16 protein-coding genes are annotated in these 17,343 nt (G+C 64.4%); 11 read left to right on the top strand and 5 right to left on the bottom strand.

Annotated features, from left to right (window positions below; all coding sequences use genetic code 11):
- Positions 1 to 78: 78 nt before the first annotated feature.
- Positions 79 to 1,287 carry an acyltransferase family protein gene (locus JG746_RS22580; RefSeq protein ID WP_202354739.1) on the bottom strand — a complete coding sequence of 403 codons (1,209 nt, stop codon included), beginning with the start codon at positions 1,285 to 1,287 and terminating at the stop codon, positions 79 to 81.
- Between the two features lie 123 nt (positions 1,288 to 1,410).
- Here JG746_RS22580 and speB point away from each other — a divergent pair, with 123 nt between their 5' ends.
- The 3 genes from speB to JG746_RS22595 are packed head-to-tail and all read left to right on the top strand — an operon-like array spanning position 1,411 to position 4,214.
- Positions 1,411 to 2,418, top strand: coding sequence for an agmatinase (gene speB, locus JG746_RS22585; protein WP_010915634.1), 1,008 nt, complete (start codon positions 1,411 to 1,413; stop codon positions 2,416 to 2,418).
- 30 nt (positions 2,419 to 2,448) lie between these two features.
- Complete coding sequence (gene argC / locus JG746_RS22590; RefSeq protein WP_202354740.1) at positions 2,449 to 3,375, top strand: N-acetyl-gamma-glutamyl-phosphate reductase; 927 nt, start codon at positions 2,449 to 2,451, stop codon at positions 3,373 to 3,375.
- On the top strand, positions 3,375 to 4,214 hold the full coding sequence (locus JG746_RS22595; protein WP_446721055.1) for an aminoglycoside phosphotransferase family protein: 840 nt from the start codon (positions 3,375 to 3,377) through the stop codon (positions 4,212 to 4,214). Before argC ends, JG746_RS22595 begins: the two co-directional genes overlap by 1 nt.
- Positions 4,215 to 4,241: 27 nt before the next feature.
- Here the strand turns inward: JG746_RS22595 and JG746_RS22600 are convergent, their stop codons facing one another.
- Positions 4,242 to 5,333 (bottom strand): COX15/CtaA family protein, encoded by a 1,092-nt coding sequence (locus JG746_RS22600; protein WP_202354742.1) that lies wholly within the window; start codon positions 5,331 to 5,333, stop codon positions 4,242 to 4,244.
- 152 nt (positions 5,334 to 5,485) lie between these two features.
- Here JG746_RS22600 and JG746_RS22605 point away from each other — a divergent pair, with 152 nt between their 5' ends.
- Positions 5,486 to 5,701, top strand: a complete 216-nt coding sequence (locus tag JG746_RS22605; protein ID WP_202354743.1) for a DUF2842 domain-containing protein — start codon at positions 5,486 to 5,488, stop codon at positions 5,699 to 5,701.
- Between the two features lie 33 nt (positions 5,702 to 5,734).
- On the opposite strand, the gene JG746_RS22610 is transcribed toward JG746_RS22605, so the two are convergent.
- Entirely contained in the window at positions 5,735 to 6,793 is a 1,059-nt protein-coding gene (locus tag JG746_RS22610) for a polysaccharide deacetylase family protein (RefSeq protein ID WP_202354744.1), read from the bottom strand.
- Positions 6,794 to 6,883: 90 nt separating this feature from the next.
- On the opposite strand from JG746_RS22610, the gene JG746_RS22615 reads away from it, so the two are divergent.
- A complete protein-coding gene (locus JG746_RS22615; protein WP_202354745.1) occupies positions 6,884 to 8,113 on the top strand; it encodes a GNAT family N-acetyltransferase in 1,230 nt (409 codons plus the stop codon).
- 3 nt (positions 8,114 to 8,116) lie between these two features.
- Here JG746_RS22615 and JG746_RS22620 read toward each other — a convergent pair whose 3' ends face one another.
- Positions 8,117 to 8,827 carry a GntR family transcriptional regulator gene (locus JG746_RS22620; protein WP_202354746.1) on the bottom strand — a complete coding sequence of 237 codons (711 nt, stop codon included), beginning with the start codon at positions 8,825 to 8,827 and terminating at the stop codon, positions 8,117 to 8,119.
- Between the two features lie 262 nt (positions 8,828 to 9,089).
- On the opposite strand from JG746_RS22620, the gene JG746_RS22625 reads away from it, so the two are divergent.
- From JG746_RS22625 to JG746_RS22650, 6 genes are all read left to right on the top strand, one after another.
- Positions 9,090 to 10,178, top strand: a complete 1,089-nt coding sequence (locus JG746_RS22625; protein ID WP_202354747.1) for an ABC transporter ATP-binding protein — start codon at positions 9,090 to 9,092, stop codon at positions 10,176 to 10,178.
- Positions 10,179 to 10,212: 34 nt separating this feature from the next.
- Positions 10,213 to 11,499, top strand: coding sequence for an ABC transporter substrate-binding protein (locus tag JG746_RS22630; protein WP_202354748.1), 1,287 nt, complete (start codon positions 10,213 to 10,215; stop codon positions 11,497 to 11,499).
- 85 nt (positions 11,500 to 11,584) lie between these two features.
- On the top strand, positions 11,585 to 12,496 hold the full coding sequence (locus JG746_RS22635; protein WP_202354749.1) for an ABC transporter permease: 912 nt from the start codon (positions 11,585 to 11,587) through the stop codon (positions 12,494 to 12,496).
- 1 nt (position 12,497) lies between these two features.
- Positions 12,498 to 13,316, top strand: a complete 819-nt coding sequence (locus tag JG746_RS22640; RefSeq protein WP_202354750.1) for an ABC transporter permease — start codon at positions 12,498 to 12,500, stop codon at positions 13,314 to 13,316.
- Positions 13,317 to 13,318: 2 nt separating this feature from the next.
- Positions 13,319 to 14,065: an aspartate/glutamate racemase family protein gene (locus tag JG746_RS22645; protein WP_202359439.1), complete on the top strand. Its 747-nt coding sequence runs from the start codon at positions 13,319 to 13,321 to the stop codon at positions 14,063 to 14,065.
- A gap of 5 nt (positions 14,066 to 14,070) precedes the next feature.
- Positions 14,071 to 14,907, top strand: coding sequence for a GNAT family N-acetyltransferase (locus JG746_RS22650; protein ID WP_202354751.1), 837 nt, complete (start codon positions 14,071 to 14,073; stop codon positions 14,905 to 14,907).
- A 16-nt stretch (positions 14,908 to 14,923) separates the two neighbouring features.
- Here JG746_RS22650 and JG746_RS22655 read toward each other — a convergent pair whose 3' ends face one another.
- Positions 14,924 to 17,206 carry a GumC family protein gene (locus JG746_RS22655; protein WP_202354752.1) on the bottom strand — a complete coding sequence of 761 codons (2,283 nt, stop codon included), beginning with the start codon at positions 17,204 to 17,206 and terminating at the stop codon, positions 14,924 to 14,926.
- Positions 17,207 to 17,343: the final 137 nt, after the last annotated feature.

The raw sequence follows: 17,343 nt of genomic DNA on the forward strand, positions 1-17,343 counted from the left end.
GGATCGAAGCCGGAATAGGCGATGCCCGTGACACCTGGGTGAACGAAGCCGGCTAGCGGCTTTCGCAAAATGTCCGCGTCAGATGCGCTTCGACAGCCGGCGGAACCAGGCCATGGCCGGCATCTCCACCAGCCGCCAGGTGATCCATGAGGCTGCGATGGTGGCGACGAGCATGACGACGATTGCCACGGTTCCGGTCCAGCCAGTGCCGAAGCCGGTCGCCGGCTCGCCGCGCAGCACGATGTCGCCGACCAGGCCCAGGCCGAGCTTGCGCTCGACGAGCCCGGCAACGTTGATCAGGCGTGCCTGGACGAAGATGTGGACCATGTAGATCGAATAGGACAGCGCGCCGAGCGTCAGCATGAAAGGCGCCCGCAGCAAAGCGGAAATCCAGCCGCCTTCATGGGCAAAGAGAAACAGCGCCAGCGCGAACACCAGGGGCGCGGCGATGCCGAAATCATTGCTGCCCGCCAGTGAGACGAAGAGGACGATGACCGCCACCATGATGGTTTCGGCAAGGGTCCAGCTCAGCCGCGGGCCGCTCCTGGCGAGGAGCTGTCGCGCCTCTGCAATGGAATCATGCTGAAACCAGGCCAGCAGGGCGCCGAGCGCGAAGCCGTAGAGGCAGCGGATGAAGCCGAAATCGTAGGATACGTCCATATGATGCGTGGAGAAGCCGAGCAGGAACAGCGGCGCGGTGACGGCGGCGGCGACAAGCCATATCCAGGCACGCGCGCCGGCGACGAAGACCACGGCCGCGAACAGGAGATAGGCGAAGAACTCCGCCGAAATGCTCCAGCTCGGCGCATTCCAGGTCAGCCGGTCCTCGAAGCCCATCCCTTGCAGCAGGAGCAGATTGGCAAGCAAGCTCTTCAAATCGAAACCGCCGGTGAAGGGCGCAGCGCCGGCGCCATGCAGCTGCGGCAGCATCAGCCGCAGCAGTTCGAAGCCCGCAAAGGCCGCGAGCATGACGAGATGCAGCGGGTAGATGCGGCCGAAGCGCACCAATGCGAAGCGGGCGACCTGTGCCGGCTGGTTCAACCGATCGGCATAGCTGCTGGCGATGACGAAGCCGGAAAGCACGAAGAAGAAATCGACGAAAAGATAGGACGAACCGATGAAGCTGCTCTGCGAGATCGCGGAAGCGGTCGGGAAATGAAACAGCGCCACGAGAAGCGCGCAGATGCCGCGCCACGAATCGAGGACCTGGAAGCGCTCGCCCGCTATCGTGCCGGCATGGGTCGACACCACGGCATCGGACGGATTAAGAAACGCGGCCTGCGTCATGATGGTACAGATCCTGTCTTGCCGTGGCACCCGGGCGGGGCCATTTCGTCTCCCCAAGCTGTGACTGGCATCTTCCATGCCGGTTCTGTAGTTGTTGCACCCCGATGAAAACGAGGACCAGTAATGGCGACCAAGAACATCGACCACGCCTTCACCGCCCGCTCCAAAACGGGCGGCGCCCTTGAGCCGACCTATTCCGGCGCGCTGTCGTTCATGCGGCGCAAATACACCAAGGACGTGAAGGGCGCGGATGCTGTGGTGTGGGGCATCCCCTTCGACGCCGCCGTCACCAACCGGCCCGGCGCCCGATTCGGGCCGCAGGCTATACGCCGCGCCTCGGCGATCCTCGACAATGACCCGCAATACCCGTTCTCGCGCGATCTGTTCGAGCACCTCGCGGTGGTCGATTACGGCGACTGCCTGCTCGATTCGGGCAACCATCAGAAGACGCCCGGCACGATCGAGCGCGAGGCGGCCAAGATCCTGAAATCAGGCGCCTTCCTTTTGACGCTCGGCGGCGACCATTTCGTCACCTGGCCGCTGCTCAAGGCGCATGCCGCCATCCACGGACCACTTGCCCTGGTGCAGTTCGACGCGCATCAGGACACATGGGAGGATGACGGCAAGCGCATCGACCACGGATCCTTCGTCGGCCGCGCGGTCAAGGAAGGCATCATCGATCCCGACCGGTCGATCCAGATCGGCATCCGGACGCACGCGCCCGACACGTTCGGCATCAAGATCCTCTATGGCCACGAGATCGAGGAGATGCGCGCCTCCGACATCGCCTACGCCATCGTCGACCGCACCGGCGGCAAGAAGACGTACCTGACCTTCGACATCGACTGCCTCGATCCGGCCTATGCGCCCGGAACCGGCACGCCGGTGGCCGGCGGGCCGTCCTCGGCGAAGATCCTGTCGACGCTGCGCCAGCTCAACCAGGTCGATATTGTCGGCGCCGACGTCGTGGAGGTTGCGCCGGCCTACGATCACGCCGATATAACGGCGATCGCCGGCTCGATGGTGGCCATGCAGTATCTCGGCCTGCTGGCTGAACGAAAGGCACGGCAGGAAGAGATGAACAACGGCAATCACAACGGTGCCGCCGTGAATCACGGCAACGGCATATAGTCTCGGAATATCAGGGAATTTGATCAGGTCATGAAACCGAAAATCTTCATCGACGGCGAGCACGGCACCACCGGCCTGCAAATCCGGGCGCTGCTTGCCGAGCGTGGCGACCTGGAGATCATTTCCATTCCCACCGAGCGCCGCAAGGAAACGGCGGCGCGCGCCGAATTCCTCAATGCCGCCAATATCGCGATCCTGTGTCTGCCGGACGATGCGGCGAAGGAGAGCGTCTCGCTGATCGCCAACGACACCACCAAGGTCATCGATGCCTCGACCGCGCATCGCGTGGCCGAAGGCTGGGCCTATGGCTTCGCCGAGATGGACAAGGAGCAGGCGAAGACGATCGCCACGGCCAAGCGCGTCGCCAATCCCGGTTGCTGGCCGCAGGGACCGATCGCGACGCTGCGGCCACTGGTTGCCGCCGGCCTGCTGCCGGCGGACTTCCCGATCACCGTCAACGGCATTTCGGGCTATTCGGGTGGCGGTCGGCCGATGATCGAAGATTATGTCGCCAAGGGCGAGGACGCTTCGGAGTTCCTGCCCTATGGCCTGACCCTGCAGCACAAGCATGTGCCGGAACTGCGGGCCTATGCGAAGCTGTCACATGATCCGATCATGCAGCCGGCGGTCGGCAATTTCGCCCAGGGCATGATCACGGTGGTGCCGCTGCAGCTCGGCAGCCTCGACCATGTGCCGACCGGCGCCGAACTTCATGCGGCGATTGCCGACCATTTCGCCGCCATCAAGGGCGGCGTGGTAGAGGTGGCGCCCTATGCGCAACTGGAGCGCATGCCGGAGATCGATCCCGAAATCTACAACGGCACCAACCGCATGAAGGTCTATGTCTTTGCCAACGACAAGAGCGCGCAGGCGCTGCTGCTGGCGGTCTACGACAATCTCGGCAAGGGTGCTTCGGGCGCAGCCGTCCAGAACATGGACCTGATGCTCGGGCTTTGATGAACGCACCAGCCTTCCCGGCGCGCTGGAAAGTCAGCGCGCCCGAACTCATTGCCGAAACCTTTTCGAGCCGCATCTGGAAGGTTGTTCGCGAGGACGGCTCGCCGGCTGTCGTCAAGGCGCTCAAGCCTTTCGACGATGTCGCCGACGAACTGCGTGGCGAACATTTTCTCGCCTGGCGGCGCGGCGAAGGCGCGGTGCGCCTGCTTGGGCGCGACGGCCACAGCATGCTGCTCGAATATGCAGGCGACATGTTGCTTGCGCGGGTTCTCGATGAACAGGGCGATAACGCCGCGACCGCGATCGCGGCGGAGGTGATGGCGAAGCTGTTTTCGCCATCCAAACACCCCTACCCGCCCGAGCTTCAGCCACTCAGGGAGCGGTACGTCAGCCTGTTCAAGAAAGCCGCGACAGATCGCGCTGCCGGTGATGACAGCCTCTATGTCGAGGCCGCAGCCATCGCCGAGCGGCTGCTGTCCAATCCGCACGACATCAGGCCGCTGCATGGCGACCTGCACCACGACAACATCCTGCACGGCCGGCGCGGCTGGCTGGTGATCGACCCGAAGGGCGTGCTCGGCGACCCGGGCTTCGACGCCGCCAACATGTTCTACAACCCGCTCGACCGCGACGCGCTCTGCCTCGATCCCCAGCGGATCGCGCATATGGCCGAAGTCTTTGCCAGGACGCTGGGGCAGTCGCCGGCGGCGATACTGGACCATGCCATCGCCTATGGCTGCCTGTCCGCGGCCTGGCACCACGAGGACGAGAACGCGGTCGATGAGAACCGTGAACTGTCGATCGCCAAGGCGATCCGGGCGGTACGGGCGAATTTCTGACTCAGGGACGGGGCGACAGGCTCCCCGTCAATTCCTGAGCGCGATCTCTTGCGGCAAGGGGTACGCGCCCTTCGTCCCGCGCCAGTGCGCGGCGGCAAAACCCAGCACGATCAGCGCAAAACCCTGATGGGTGAGCGCCATATGCAGCGGTACCTGCATCAGCAGCGTGCCGATGCCGATCGAGGCCTGCACCAGCACCAGCAGAAACAACAGCGTCGCGCGGCGGGCATGGGTCGAGCCGGGCAGCCGACGACGCGTGGCGATCATGTGCCATAGCGCGACGGCGAAAACCGTATAGGCACCGAGCCGATGGATGAACTGCACCGTCTTCGGGTTCTCGAAGAAGTTGCGCCATGCCGGCTCGAGGATCAGCAGGTCGCCGGGGATGATCCTGCCGTCCATCAGTGGCCAGGTGTTGTAGCTCAGGCCGGCATCGAGCCCGGCGACCAGGCCGCCGAGATAGATCTGGATCAGCGCCAGAAGCACGATGAAGCCGGCCAGGCGCTGCGTCGAGCGATCGGCGGCGGGCTCCGAATGTGGGGCCAGCCCGCGCGCGACGACCATGGTGGCGGTGAAGATCAGCGCCGCCAGCGTCAGATGCGTCGCCAGCCTGTACTGGCTCACCGACACGCGGTCGACCAGGCCGGAGGCCACCATCCACCAGCCGATGGCGCCCTGCAGGCCGCCAAGAAGCAGAATGCCGACCAGCTTCGGCCCCAGGCCGCGCTCGATGCGGCGGCTCGCCCAGAAGACCAGCAGGGGCAAGGCAAAGACCAGGCCGACGCTGCGCGCCAGCAGCCGGTGCGCCCATTCCCACCAGAAGATCGATTTGAACGCCTCGATGCTCATGCCCTTGTTGAGCTCGGTGTATTGCGGAATCTGCTGGTAGCGCTGGAATTCCTCCTGCCACTCGGCGTCGTTGAGCGGCGGGATGACGCCATGGATCGGCTGCCATTCCGTGATGGAAAGACCGGACTCGGTCAACCGCGTGGCGCCGCCGACCAGCACCAGCGCAAACAGCACCAGAAGCACGACATAAAGCCAGCCGCGCACAAGCGAGCGGTTGTACAGGTCGCGGTCGCGGGCGACGTATGGGTGGGCGGCTGATATGGCAGCCATGATCTGTCCAGTCCGGTTGAGTGTCGCGGATTGGTGGACCATCGCATCCGTGCTGGCAAGACCATGCAGCGCGGCACGCCGTCGCGCCCGATGTCGCGGGTTGCGCCTGTCTTGCGTTCGGCCTAAGCGATAGCCATCAACGAGGCCGAGCCATGCCCATTCGCCTGAAAAAGCTGATCGGAGTGTTCCTGCTGGTGGCGCTGGTTATCATCTATGCGCTGGTCGCTTCGATCTTCGCGGTCGCGCGGCTGTCGGAGTCCGGCGCGTTGGTGCAATTCCTGTTCTTCCTGCTCAGCGGCCTGCTGTGGGTGCTGCCGGCGATGGGCATCATCAAGTGGCTGATGCTGGAGCCGCGGGCGAAGCGCTGAAACGAACTGTCTCGGTTCGAAGGGGCACCCCCGTCAGATGGTCACCACCATCCTGCCGGCATTGGCGAGCGGCGTGGTCACGCCCGACAGCATGGTGCGGATGTGGGCGAGGTTCTGGTAGCGGCCATTGATCGAAATGCGCGGCAAGGCATGCAGGAAGCCGGCATGTTCGGCGCGCAGCACGCCGTGGCGGGTCGTCACGGCGGAGGCATAGCCCGCGTCACGGACAAAGCCGACTTCGCGGCAGCCGACGGCGCTGGCATAGCCGTAGGGATAGGCGAAATGGTGTGGTTCCCTGCCAAGCTCCGCTCGCAGCATGTCCTTCACGGCGCCGATCTCGCGCCGCGCATCGGTTTCGGCAAGCCGCTTCAGATTGGTGTGGTTGATCGTATGGGCGCCGATCGTCACCAGCGGATGCGCGGCGACGGTGCGGATCTCATCCCAGTTCATCAGCGTCCGCAGTCGCGAGGCATCCGCGTCGACGCCATTTGAACTGGCGAGATCGCGCAGCACGGCGCGCAGATCCTCCTCGCGCACCTCGGTGGCGAGGTAGGCGTGCAACCGGGTTATGGCCTGGCTTTTCCTGGCGGGGGTCGCGCAATCGATCAACGTCGGACCGTTCGAGGTCGACAGAGTCAAGCGGTCGCACGCGTTGACGATATCCTCGGCCACATCCCACCACAGATCGGCGGTGCCATCGATCAGCCCCGGCGCGACATAGATGGTGATCGGCGCGCCGTGTTTTTCCAGCACCGGCAGGGCCTCGGTCATGTTGTCGCGATAGGCGTCATCGGCGGTGATGGTGGCGAACCGGCCGCCCTTGCCGCCTGCCTTGATGCGCTCCACGGCTTCGTCCATCGAGACGAAGACATAGCCGTCCGCCTTCATGTCGGCGATCACCGCGTCGAGGAAGCTCGGCGCGATGTTGAGGTGCCGGTTGACGCTGTCGGGCTTCTCGGGAGTCGCCGTCACGCGGTGCAGCATCAGGATGGCGCCGATGCCGCCGACAAACGGCCTGGCCAGCGGTGCGAGGCCGGTATAGCGGGCGACGTTGAGCGCCAGTTTCCGGATTGCCTCCCCACCGTCGATCATTCATTCACCTTTTGCGCCTAGGCTGATCCAAGCACGGAATACGCCTGAGCGCCCCCCAAATCGGGATCAATACGCCTTAAGGATTGAGGTATGGTTGACGCAATGGCGTCATTTGACGGCAATCGGCTTGCGGCGACCGAGGCGTCGCCACGCGCCCTGCCGAAGGATGCCGCCGGGCCATGGGTTTCCGTCGTCGGTGCGGACGGGCTGGCGGCCTATGCGGGGTTCTGCCGGTCGGCGCTTAGTGCGCCGGCACAGGGCGCGACATGGGTCCTGAACTGGGCCGCACAGCTCAAGCCTGATTTCCTCGTGGCGACGCTCACCCTCGAAGGCAAACCAGTCTTCGCTCTGGCGCTGGAAATCGTCAGCCAGGGGCCGTTCCGGGTCGCCCGTTTCATGGGCGGCCGCCACGCCAATGGCAATTTTTCCGCCGCCGACCCGCAATGGCTGGCCGGGGCCGATGGCGCGGCCGTCCGCTCGGTTTTTGCGGCCATTGCCAAGGCTCGCCCCGACATCGATCTCATCGCGCTGGAAAGACTCCTGCCCGACCTCGATGGCATCGCCAATCCGCTCGCATCGCTCGATCATTTCGCCAGCCCCAATCTTTCGCTGGCTGTCGATCTCACCGGTGGCTTCGATGCGCTGCTGCTGCGCGCCAGCGGCAAGCGCAAACGCAAAAAACATCGGTCGCAGACGCGCAAATTCGAGGCCGTCGGCAGCCACCGGCGCATCGAGGCGCGCAGCGCGGACGAGGTGGAGAGATTGCTCGACGCCTTCTTCGAGATGAAGGAACTCCGCTTTCGCAAGATGGGCATCGCCAATGTCTTCGGCAGCGACCAGACACGCGCCTTCTTCCGGGCACTGTTCACGCAGGCCTTGGCCGAGAACGCACCCTCTTTCGTGCTGCATGGCTTGGAAGTCGCCGGCAAGCTACGCGCCGTCACCGGGTCGAGCCGCTCCGGGAAACGCCTGATCTGCGAGTTCGGCGCGATCGCAGAGGACGATCTCGCCTACAGCAGTCCCGGCGATTTCCTGTTCTTCGACAATATCCAGGAGGCCTGCGAGACGGGTTTCGCCGTCTACGATTTCTCCGTCGGCGACGAGCCCTACAAGCGGCAGTGGTGCGATGTCGAAACCCGGCATTTCGAGGTGCTGGTTCCGCTGACGCTGAAGGGTCGCGCGCTGGCGCAGACGCTTCGCCAGGGCGCGCGGCTGAAGGCCTTCGTCAAGAACAGTCCGACGATCTGGAAGTTGACCAAGATGCTGCGCCGCAAGGCGGCCGGACAGGCAGCGCCCGCGGCTGGCGAAGACGAGAGCTAATTCTCAGAAATTGAGGGCTTCCTTGAGCGCCGGTCCCGCCCTGACGCGCAGATCGAGATCGGCCTCGATATGGTCGATGTGGTGCAGCATCAGCCGGCTTGCCCGTTCGCAATCGCTGCTCTCCAGCGCACCGACGATTTCCGTGTGCTCGCTGTGCCCGCAGGCCGACACGCCAGAACGCCCGTAAAGCGCGATGACAAGCGAGGAGCGCGCCACCAGTTCCTCCATGAAGCGCTGCAGGATGGCATTGCCAGCGACCGAAGCAAGCAGCAGATGGAAATCGCCTGATGCCTTGATCTCGGAGCGCCGCGCGGTGGGACCACGCTCGGCGATGAAGCGGCCCTCCTCGTCGAGTTGCGCCCTGAAGGCAGCGATGTCGGCTGATGTGACGCGCCCGCAGGCGGCAATGGCAATGCCGGGCTCGATCAGCCGGCGCGAGGCGAACACCTGGCGCGCCTCCTCGGGCGAGGGGTTGGCGACGAACGCGCCGCGGTTGCGCTCGGTGCGCACCAGGCCTTCGAAGGACAACATCTGCAGGGCCGCGCGGGCCACAGTGCGCGACACATCGAACAACGTGCCGACCTCGCCCTCCGACAGCTTGGTGCCCGGCGCCAGCCGGCGGTCGACGATGGCGTCGCGCAGATTGTCGCGGATCGCCTGAGCGCGATCCTGATTGGCGCTGTCGGCGGAATAGATTTGGTCGGCAATATTCATGGCGATGATGTTCCCGCACCCTTCTAGCGCGACTCGCCTTCCGCGCACGAGAGGCAAAGTGAACACAAAGCCAAAAAAGATTGCATACGATTTTTGCGCAGATCGCGCACAATCGCCCATAATTTGTGCAATGCACAAGAACGCCTACCCGGCAGGCAGCAGCCATGAGTCCTGATTTTTCAGACAATTCAAGTGCTTGGCCGGTCACCCCGATATTGGCACGCATGATGCATTGGTTAATGCGACCAAAGGGGAAGCCTGAATGTCCAAAGCCGCCGAGATCGACATAGTGTCCGTTTCGAAAGTCTATGGAACAACGACCGCCGTCGAGGACGTCAGCCTGAAGATACCGGCGGGCACCTATTGCTGCCTGCTCGGTCCCTCCGGCTGCGGCAAGACCTCGACGTTGCGCATGATCGCCGGCCACGAAAGCATCTCATCCGGTGACATCAGGCTCGGCAACACAGTCGTCACCGACCTGCCGCCGGCCAAGCGCGGCACCGCAATGATGTTCCAGTCCTATGCGCTGTTCCCGCATCTCGACCTCATCGACAACGTCGCCTTCAGCCTGAAGATGAAGGGCGTCGACAAGGAAAAGCGCCGCGCCAAGGCGCTCGACATGCTGAAGCTGATGCAGATGGAGGCCTATGCGACGCGCCGGCCGGCGCAGCTTTCCGGCGGCCAGCAGCAGCGCGTCGCGCTCGCCCGGGCCTTGATCACCGATCCCGAGGCGCTGCTGCTCGACGAGCCGCTTTCGGCGCTCGATCCGTTCCTGAAGATCCGCATGCGCGCCGAGTTGAAGAAATTGCAGACGTCGCTCGGCATCACTTTCGTCCACGTCACCCACAGCCAGGAGGAGGCGATGGCGCTTGCCGACCTGATCGTGGTGATGAATGACGGGCGCATCGAACAGGCAGCACCGCCGCGCGACGTGTTCGAGCGGCCGGCCACGGCCTTCGTCGCGCGCTTCATGGGCGACCACAATGTCATCTCCGGCCGGGTCACCGGCAGCCGAGACGGCATGGTCGTCTTCGACGTCAATGGCGGCGGTTCGCTCGCCGCCAGCGGCAAGCCGCAGCAGGCGGGCGCGCCGATCGACATCGCCATCCGTACCGACCATGTGCGCATCGGCGAGGCACCCTCACCCGGGCTCGGCTTCACCGGCATCGTCGCCAACATCGAATATCGCGGCGCGACGGTGAAGCTCTCCGTCACCGGTGCCGGCATCGACGATTTCACCGTCATCGTCGACGATTCCGACTTCTTCGCCAGACCCGTCGCCATTGGCGACGCCGTACTGCTCGCCTGGGATGCCGGGGATTCGATCGTCCTCGGCCGCCTTCATTCATGAAATCAACCAAGCAAAACAAGACAGGGGAATAGACATGACAGATACGCAAACCAAGACTGGCATTTCGCGCCGCTCGCTGCTCAAGACAGGTGCGGCCGCCGTTGGCCTCGCCGCCGGCTCGGGCGTCATCACAGGCTTCCCGACCATCTGGGCACAGTCCAACATCACGCTGCGCCAGTTCGGCACCGGCGTGTCGAACCTCAACGCCATCGCCGACAAGTGCAAGGCCGACCTCGGCATCACGCTGGAGATGACGGCGACGGATTCCGACGCCGCTGCCCAGCGCGCCGTGACCCAGCCGGACAGCTACGACATCGCCGACATCGAATACTGGATCTGCAAGAAGGTGTTCCCCACCGGCGTGCTGCAGCCGATGGATGTCAGCAAGCTGAAATATTACGACGAATTGGTGCCGCTGTTCAAAACCGGCAAGCTTACCCCCGACAGCGTGATCGCCCAGGGCACGGCGCCGCACACGGTCGGCTATGTCGAGGCGCAGGACTCCAAGACCTTCGCCAAGGCGCCGACCAACTGGTTCACCATGGTGCCGACCATCTACAACGCCGACACACTCGGCATCCGCCCCGACCTCGTCGGCCGCGACATCACCAGCTGGGCCGACATCATGGACCCGGCCTTCAAGGGCAAGACCGCCATCCTCAACATCCCGTCCATCGGCATCATGGATGCCGCCATGATCATGGAAGCCTCCGGCAACATCAAATATGCCGACAAGGGCAACATGACCAAGGACGAGATCGACAAGACGATCGACTTCCTGATCAAGGCCAAGCAGGGCGGCCAGTTCCGCGCCTTCTGGAAATCCTTCGACGAGAGCGTCAATCTGATGGCGTCGGGCGAAGTGGTCATCCAGTCCATGTGGTCGCCGGCGGTGGCCGCCGTGCGCTCCAAGGGCATTGCCTGCCGCTTCCAGCCGCTCAAGGAAGGCTACCGCTCCTGGGGCGGCGGCCTCGGCCTTGCCGCCCACCTCAAGGGCGCCGAACTCGACGCTGCCTATGAATACATCAACTGGTACACGTCGGGCTGGGTCGGCGGCTACCTCAACCGCCAGGGCTACTACTCAGCCAACATGGTCTCGGCCAAGAAGTTCATGACCGAGGACGAGTGGGGCTACTGGATCGAAGGCAAGCCGGCCAAGGGCGAGATCAAGGCGCCGGACGGCACGGTCATGGAAAAAGCCGGCGCCGTGCGCGATGGCGGCTCCTTCGAGGAGCGCATGGGCAAGGTCGCCTGCTGGAACTCGGTGATGGACGAGGACCGCTACATGGTGAAGCGCTGGAACGAATTCATCGCGGCGTAAGGAACAAGCGCCCTCCTCTTCCCTTCTCCCCTTAGCGGGAGAAGGGCACGCGGTTCAGGCCGCATAGCCAAACCCGAGAGCCTTGATGACAGTTGCGCTCGAACGTCCTGCAATCGCTGCCGCCAGGCCAGTGAGACGCCGCCGCTTATCGCTCGGCGCCGTCACGCCCTATCTGCAGTCGGCTCCGCTGGCGCTGATCCTCGGCGCGTTCCTGCTTTTGCCGATCATCATGATCGTCGTCGTGTCCTTCTGGGATTACGACTTCGCCGCCATGTATCCGGATTTCCTGACAACCAACTATTCCGACGTGCTCGGCTCCTGGGTCACCTGGAAGACCTATCTCAACACCATCAAATTCGCGGCCATCGTCTGGGCGCTGACCTTGTTCATCGGCTTCTGGGTCGCCTATTTCCTCGCCTTCCACATCCGCACCACGGCCATGCAGATGGTGCTGTTCCTGGTCTGCACCGTGCCGTTCCTGACCTCCAACATCATCCGCATGATCTCGTGGATCCCGGTGCTCGGCCGCAACGGGCTGATCAACTCGACGCTGGTGCATATGGGCCTGGTGCCAAAACCCATCGAATGGCTGCTCTATTCCGAATTCGCGGTCGTGCTGGCCATGGTGCATCTCTACACGCTGTTCATGGTGACGCCGATCTTCAACACGCTGATGCGCATCGACCGCTCGCTGGTCGAGGCCGCGCGCGACGCCGGCGCCTCCGGCCGGCAGGTGCTGTGGAACGTCATCCTTCCGCTGGCCAAGCCAGGCATGGCGATCGGCACCATCTTCGTGGTCACGCTGGTGATGGCCGATTTCTCCACCGTGCAGGTGATGTCGGGTGGCCAGAGCGCATCCGTTGCGCTGATGATGAAGAACCAGATGTCGCTGCTGCAGTACCCGGCCGCCGCCGCCAACGCCGTGGTGCTTTTGGTGCTCGTGCTGTTGATGGTCGCCGGCATCCTGCGCATCGTCGATATCCGCCGGGAGCTTTGATGTGAGCCACGAGAAACGCACTCTCGAATTCTATGTACTGGCGGCCTTCTTCGCGCTGTTCGTGCTGTTCCTCTACGGCCCGCTGTCGGCGATCCTGATCCTGTCCTTCCAGGGCGAGACCGGCGGCCTCACCTTCCCGCTCAACGGCGTTTCGCTGCACTGGTTCGCCAATCTGTTCGAGCGGCAGGCGGTCGGCGATTTCGGCGGCAGCTTCAAGCGCTCGCTGGTGCTCGGCCTGATGGTGATGGTCGTCACCGTCGTGGTGTCGCTGCTGGCAGGCCTTGCGTTCCGGCAGAAATTTCGCGGCGCCACCGCCCTGTTCTATCTGGCGGTCGCCAGTCTCGTCGTGCCTTCCATCATCATTTCGCTCGGCATCGGCGTGGTCTTCCAGCAGGTGGGCTTGCGCCCGGCCTGGTATACGTCGGCCTTCGGCGCGCATCTGACCTGGACCTTGCCGTTCGGCGTGCTCATCATGTTCGCCGTCTTCAACCGCTTCTCACCGGCCTACGAAGAGGCCGCGCGCGATCTCGGCGCCACCTCCTGGCAAACCTTCATTCATGTCGTGCTGCCGATGATCGCGCCGAGCCTGATTGGGGTCGGCCTGTTCGGCTTCACGCTCTCCTATGACGAGTTCGCCCGCACGCTGATGACTTCGGGAACCTTCAACACGCTGCCGCTCGAGATATATGGCATGACCACCAACGTCACGACGCCGGTGCTCTACGCGCTGGGCACGGTGACAACCGTGTTTTCCTTCCTGGTGATCCTGGCGACGCTGGGCGCCATCCTCTACGTCGGCCGCCGCCGGGCGAGAGCGTGACTGTGAAGATCCTGGTGGTGAATCCCAACACGACGGCGAGCATGACCGAGACGATCGCCGCGGCCGCGCGCGGCGTTGCCGGCGTCTCGACCGAAATCGTCGCCGTCACCTCGTCAACGGGACCGGCCTCGATCGAAGGCTATTATGACGAGGCTCTGGCCGTGCCGGGCCTTCTGATGGAGATCGCCGCCGGCGAGCGCCGCGGCGTGCGGGCTGCGATCATCGCCTGTTTCGACGACACCGGCCTCGACGCCGCGCGGGCCATGGCCGCCATTCCCGTCATCGGCATCTGCGAGGCGGCACTCAGCATGGCCTCCTTCATCGCTCAGCGCTTCACTGTCGTAACCACCACCGAACGCTCGCGCGTGCCGGTGGAGGGACTGGTGCAACGCTACGGCATGGCGGGACGGGCGCGTGTGCGGGCCGCCGACATTCCGGTGCTGGCGCTCGAGGATCCGGCATCGGGAGCGATTGGCAAACTGCGCGACGAGATCGCCCGTGCCGTTGAGGAGGATCGTGCGGAGGCCATCGTGCTTGGCTGCGCCGGCATGGCGGACCTTGCGCACCAGTTGCAGGCGGATTTCGGACTGCCTGTCATCGACGGCGTCGGCGCCGCGATCAAGCAGGCCGAAGCGCTGATTGCGCTCGGTCTCTCGACATCGAAACGCGGCGCCTATGCCAGCCCGCTGGCCAAGCCCTATCGTGGTATGCTGAAATCGTTCTCGCCCGGAGCTGTCGCGGCGGAGTAAGCACCATGAAACCGATCATCCGCGCGCTGTCGCTTGGGGAATTGACTGATCTCATCGACTGGGCGGCTGACGAGGGCTGGAACCCCGGCCTTGAGGATGCGGCAATGTTCCAGGCAGCGGACCCGGAGGGGTTCATCGGTGCCTTTGTCGGGGACGAAATGGTCGCCGCGATCTCGGCGGTAGCCTATGGGCAGGATTTCGGTTTCATTGGTCTCTACATCTGCCGCTCGGACATGCGCGGCAAGGGCTATGGCAAGGCGGTGTGGACCGCGGGCATGGACCGGCTGGCCGGGCGCACCATCGGCCTCGATGGCGTCGAGGAGCAGCAGGCCAACTACCGGAGCAAGGGGTTCAAACCGGTCTACGAGACCATCCGCTACAGCGGGCGCCCCGCGGCCCTGCCCGTCCGCGCCGAGCGGCCACGCATGGCGACCGCGCAGCCGACGCCCGACATCGTCGGATATGATGCGCTTTGCTTTCCGGCTCCCCGGCGCTCTTTCCTGCAGCGATGGCTGCAGCCGCCACACCATGCCGTTGCAGCGGTCACGTCCGAGGGCACGACCGGCTACGCGGTGGCGCGAGCCTGCCGCAGCGGCTTCAAGATCGGCCCGCTCTTCGCAGACGACTCGGAGACCGCATTGGAATTGCTCGAGGCGTTGGCGGGCGCGTGCGATGGTGGCGAATTGAACATCGATGTCCCGGCCACCCAGGTGGATTTCATTGCGGCGCTCGGGGCGGCCGGTTTCTCACCGACCTTCAGCACCACCCGCATGTACAAAGGGCCGCCACCGAAGCTCGATGCGGCCAATGTATTCGGCGTGACGACGCTGGAGCTGGGATAGGCCGGGCGCGCCGCCTTCAGGCCGCGGAGCGCCGTCCCGGTGTGCCCGGCGGCTCATGGCCAAGCGGTGTCACCAGCGTCAGGTCGGGATAGCCGCTCTCGATCAGCTTGACCGCGGCCTTCGTCACCTCGTCGTCCGGCTCCAGCATGGACAGGAAGACTTCGGTGGCCTCGCCGCCGAGACGGCTGATGCCTTGCGCATCGGCCGGCCCGCATTCGACCACCACCAGATCATAGGCGGTGGTCAGCGACTGCATGATGATCGGCAGCCGGTCGGCGGCGCGCATGGCGCGAACCGGATCGGCGGTGCCGACAGGAATGACATGGCAGTCGGAATAGAGATCGGCATGGATGACGTCGCTGAACTGCGCCTGCGAGGCGAGCAGATCGGTGATCCCCGGGAAAAGCCCGCTGTCGAGCATCGGCCGCGAGGCAGCACCCGAGGCGGTGAGATCGAGCAGCAGGACGCGCAGGCCGGCGTCGGACACTTCGCGCGCCACTAGGATCGCCGACGCGGCTGCCTCGTCGCCTTCGGGCGAAACAAATATGGCGCGGGCAGCCCCGCTGGCGATCAGCTTTTCCGCGGCCTTTTCGATGTCGATCTCGCCGAGCACCGAGCGCGGCCGCTGTGCCTCCGCGACGGGCTCCGGCTCGGCGACCGATTGGGCCTCGGCGGCAGGTTCAACCTTGGCGGCAGGCTCGGGCTCGGCGACGGGCCGCGGCTGCGCCTCCATCTGCGGTTCCTCGACAGCTTCGGGCCATTGCGTTTCGACGCCACGATCGGCGGACGCGCTGGCGACAGCCGGCTCCAGGCGGACAGACGGCTCAGAGGCGTCCGGCTCCTGGCGGGCAGTTGCCGGCATGGCCACTTCATCGATCGGCGCAAAACGGGCGCCTGGGGCCGGGCGCATCGCGCGGCCCGAGAAGAGCTCCCGCAATAATGTGAATATGGCCGCCAGCAGAAGCGACGCCGCAGCAGCCGCGCCAACGATCGGCCCGACCTTGGGGAAGTATGGCTCGGAAGGCACCGAAGCCGGCGAGGAGACTCGGGCGTCGACCGGCACATAGTTGCGGTCTTGGCGTGAAGCCGCCTCGCGGTAATTGGTCAGATAGAGCTCGAGCTGCTGGCGCTTGGCGGCGGCGTCGCGCTGCAGCGCGTCGAGATCGACCTGCTGTTCGCCGGCCTGCGCCGAAGCCGCCTTCAGTTGGTTGACGTCGGAGACGAGCTGGCTTTCGCGCGCCTTGGCGGCATCGGCCTGCATCACAAGGCCCTTCATGATCTTCTGGGCTTCGCTGCGGATCTGCGCGTCGAGATCGGCGAGCTGTGACTTCGCGGCGCGAACGCGCGGGTGGTTGTCGAGCATCGTCGTCGACAGATCGGCGATGGTGGCGCGCAACTCGGCCTGCCGCTCCCGCAAACGCTGGATCAGGTCGGACGACAGCACTTCCGGCAGCGAATCCAGCGAGCCGCCATTCTGCAGCGCCTTGCGCACGTTGTCGGCGGTGCCTTCGGCCGCGGCGCGATTGGCCCGCACCCGCGACAATTCGGTCGACAGTTCGGCCAGCTGCTGGGTGGCCAGGGTGGCATTGTTGCCGCCCATCAGCAGGTCGGACTGGGCGCGGTAGGCCGCGACCTTGGCCTCGGCATCCCTGACCTGCTTCGAAAGATCGGCGATCTCGGGCGCCAGAAAGTCCGCGGCGGCGGTGTTCGATTCGCTCTTGGCCGCGCCCTGCCCCGCAATATAGGCAGCGGCAATGGCATCGGGGATGGCGGCGGCGAGCTTCGGATCCTCGGAGGAGAACTCGATGGCAACGATGCGGGTCTTTTCAACGCCGAAGACGTTGAGCTTCTCGCGCATCTTCTTCAACACGCGTTCGTCGGCCGGAACATCCATCGGATCGTTCTTCAGCCCGAGCAGGATCAACACGCGGCTGAGCGACGACATGTTGATCGTCTCGTCGAACTCACGCAGCCGCGCCAGGCCGAGTTTCTGCGCCACCTGCTTGAGGATTTCGTTGGATGAAATAATCTGAACCTGGGTGGCGACGCCTTGCTCATCGAGGATCGGCTTGTCGCCGTCATTGTTGGAGCCGGCCGGACGGGTATAAACGGATTCGCGCGGGGCGATTTCCACCTGCGTCTCGGCCTTGTAATGCTTGGTCGCCAATGAAGCGAACGCAAACGCCAGACCTGTCACAACCAGAACGAAGAGCAATATGCGCAGCCAGTTCCTCGCCAGGCTGGCGAAGAGCTGCCTGAGGTCAACGTCGACATCTGCGGCCGCGGACTGAACGGACATGCATCCCTACTCCGAAACTGGGTCAGGATGCACCGTAAACAACTATGGTAACTCAGCCGTTAAGATCGCGGCAATCCTCCATTAGGGATTACTGCCGGCGTCCAAGAAAAACGATAAAAATGGCAAAACCCCTGCTT

Source organism: Mesorhizobium sp. 113-3-3, from assembly GCF_016756495.1.
Classification (GTDB): Bacteria; Pseudomonadota; Alphaproteobacteria; order Rhizobiales; family Rhizobiaceae; genus Mesorhizobium.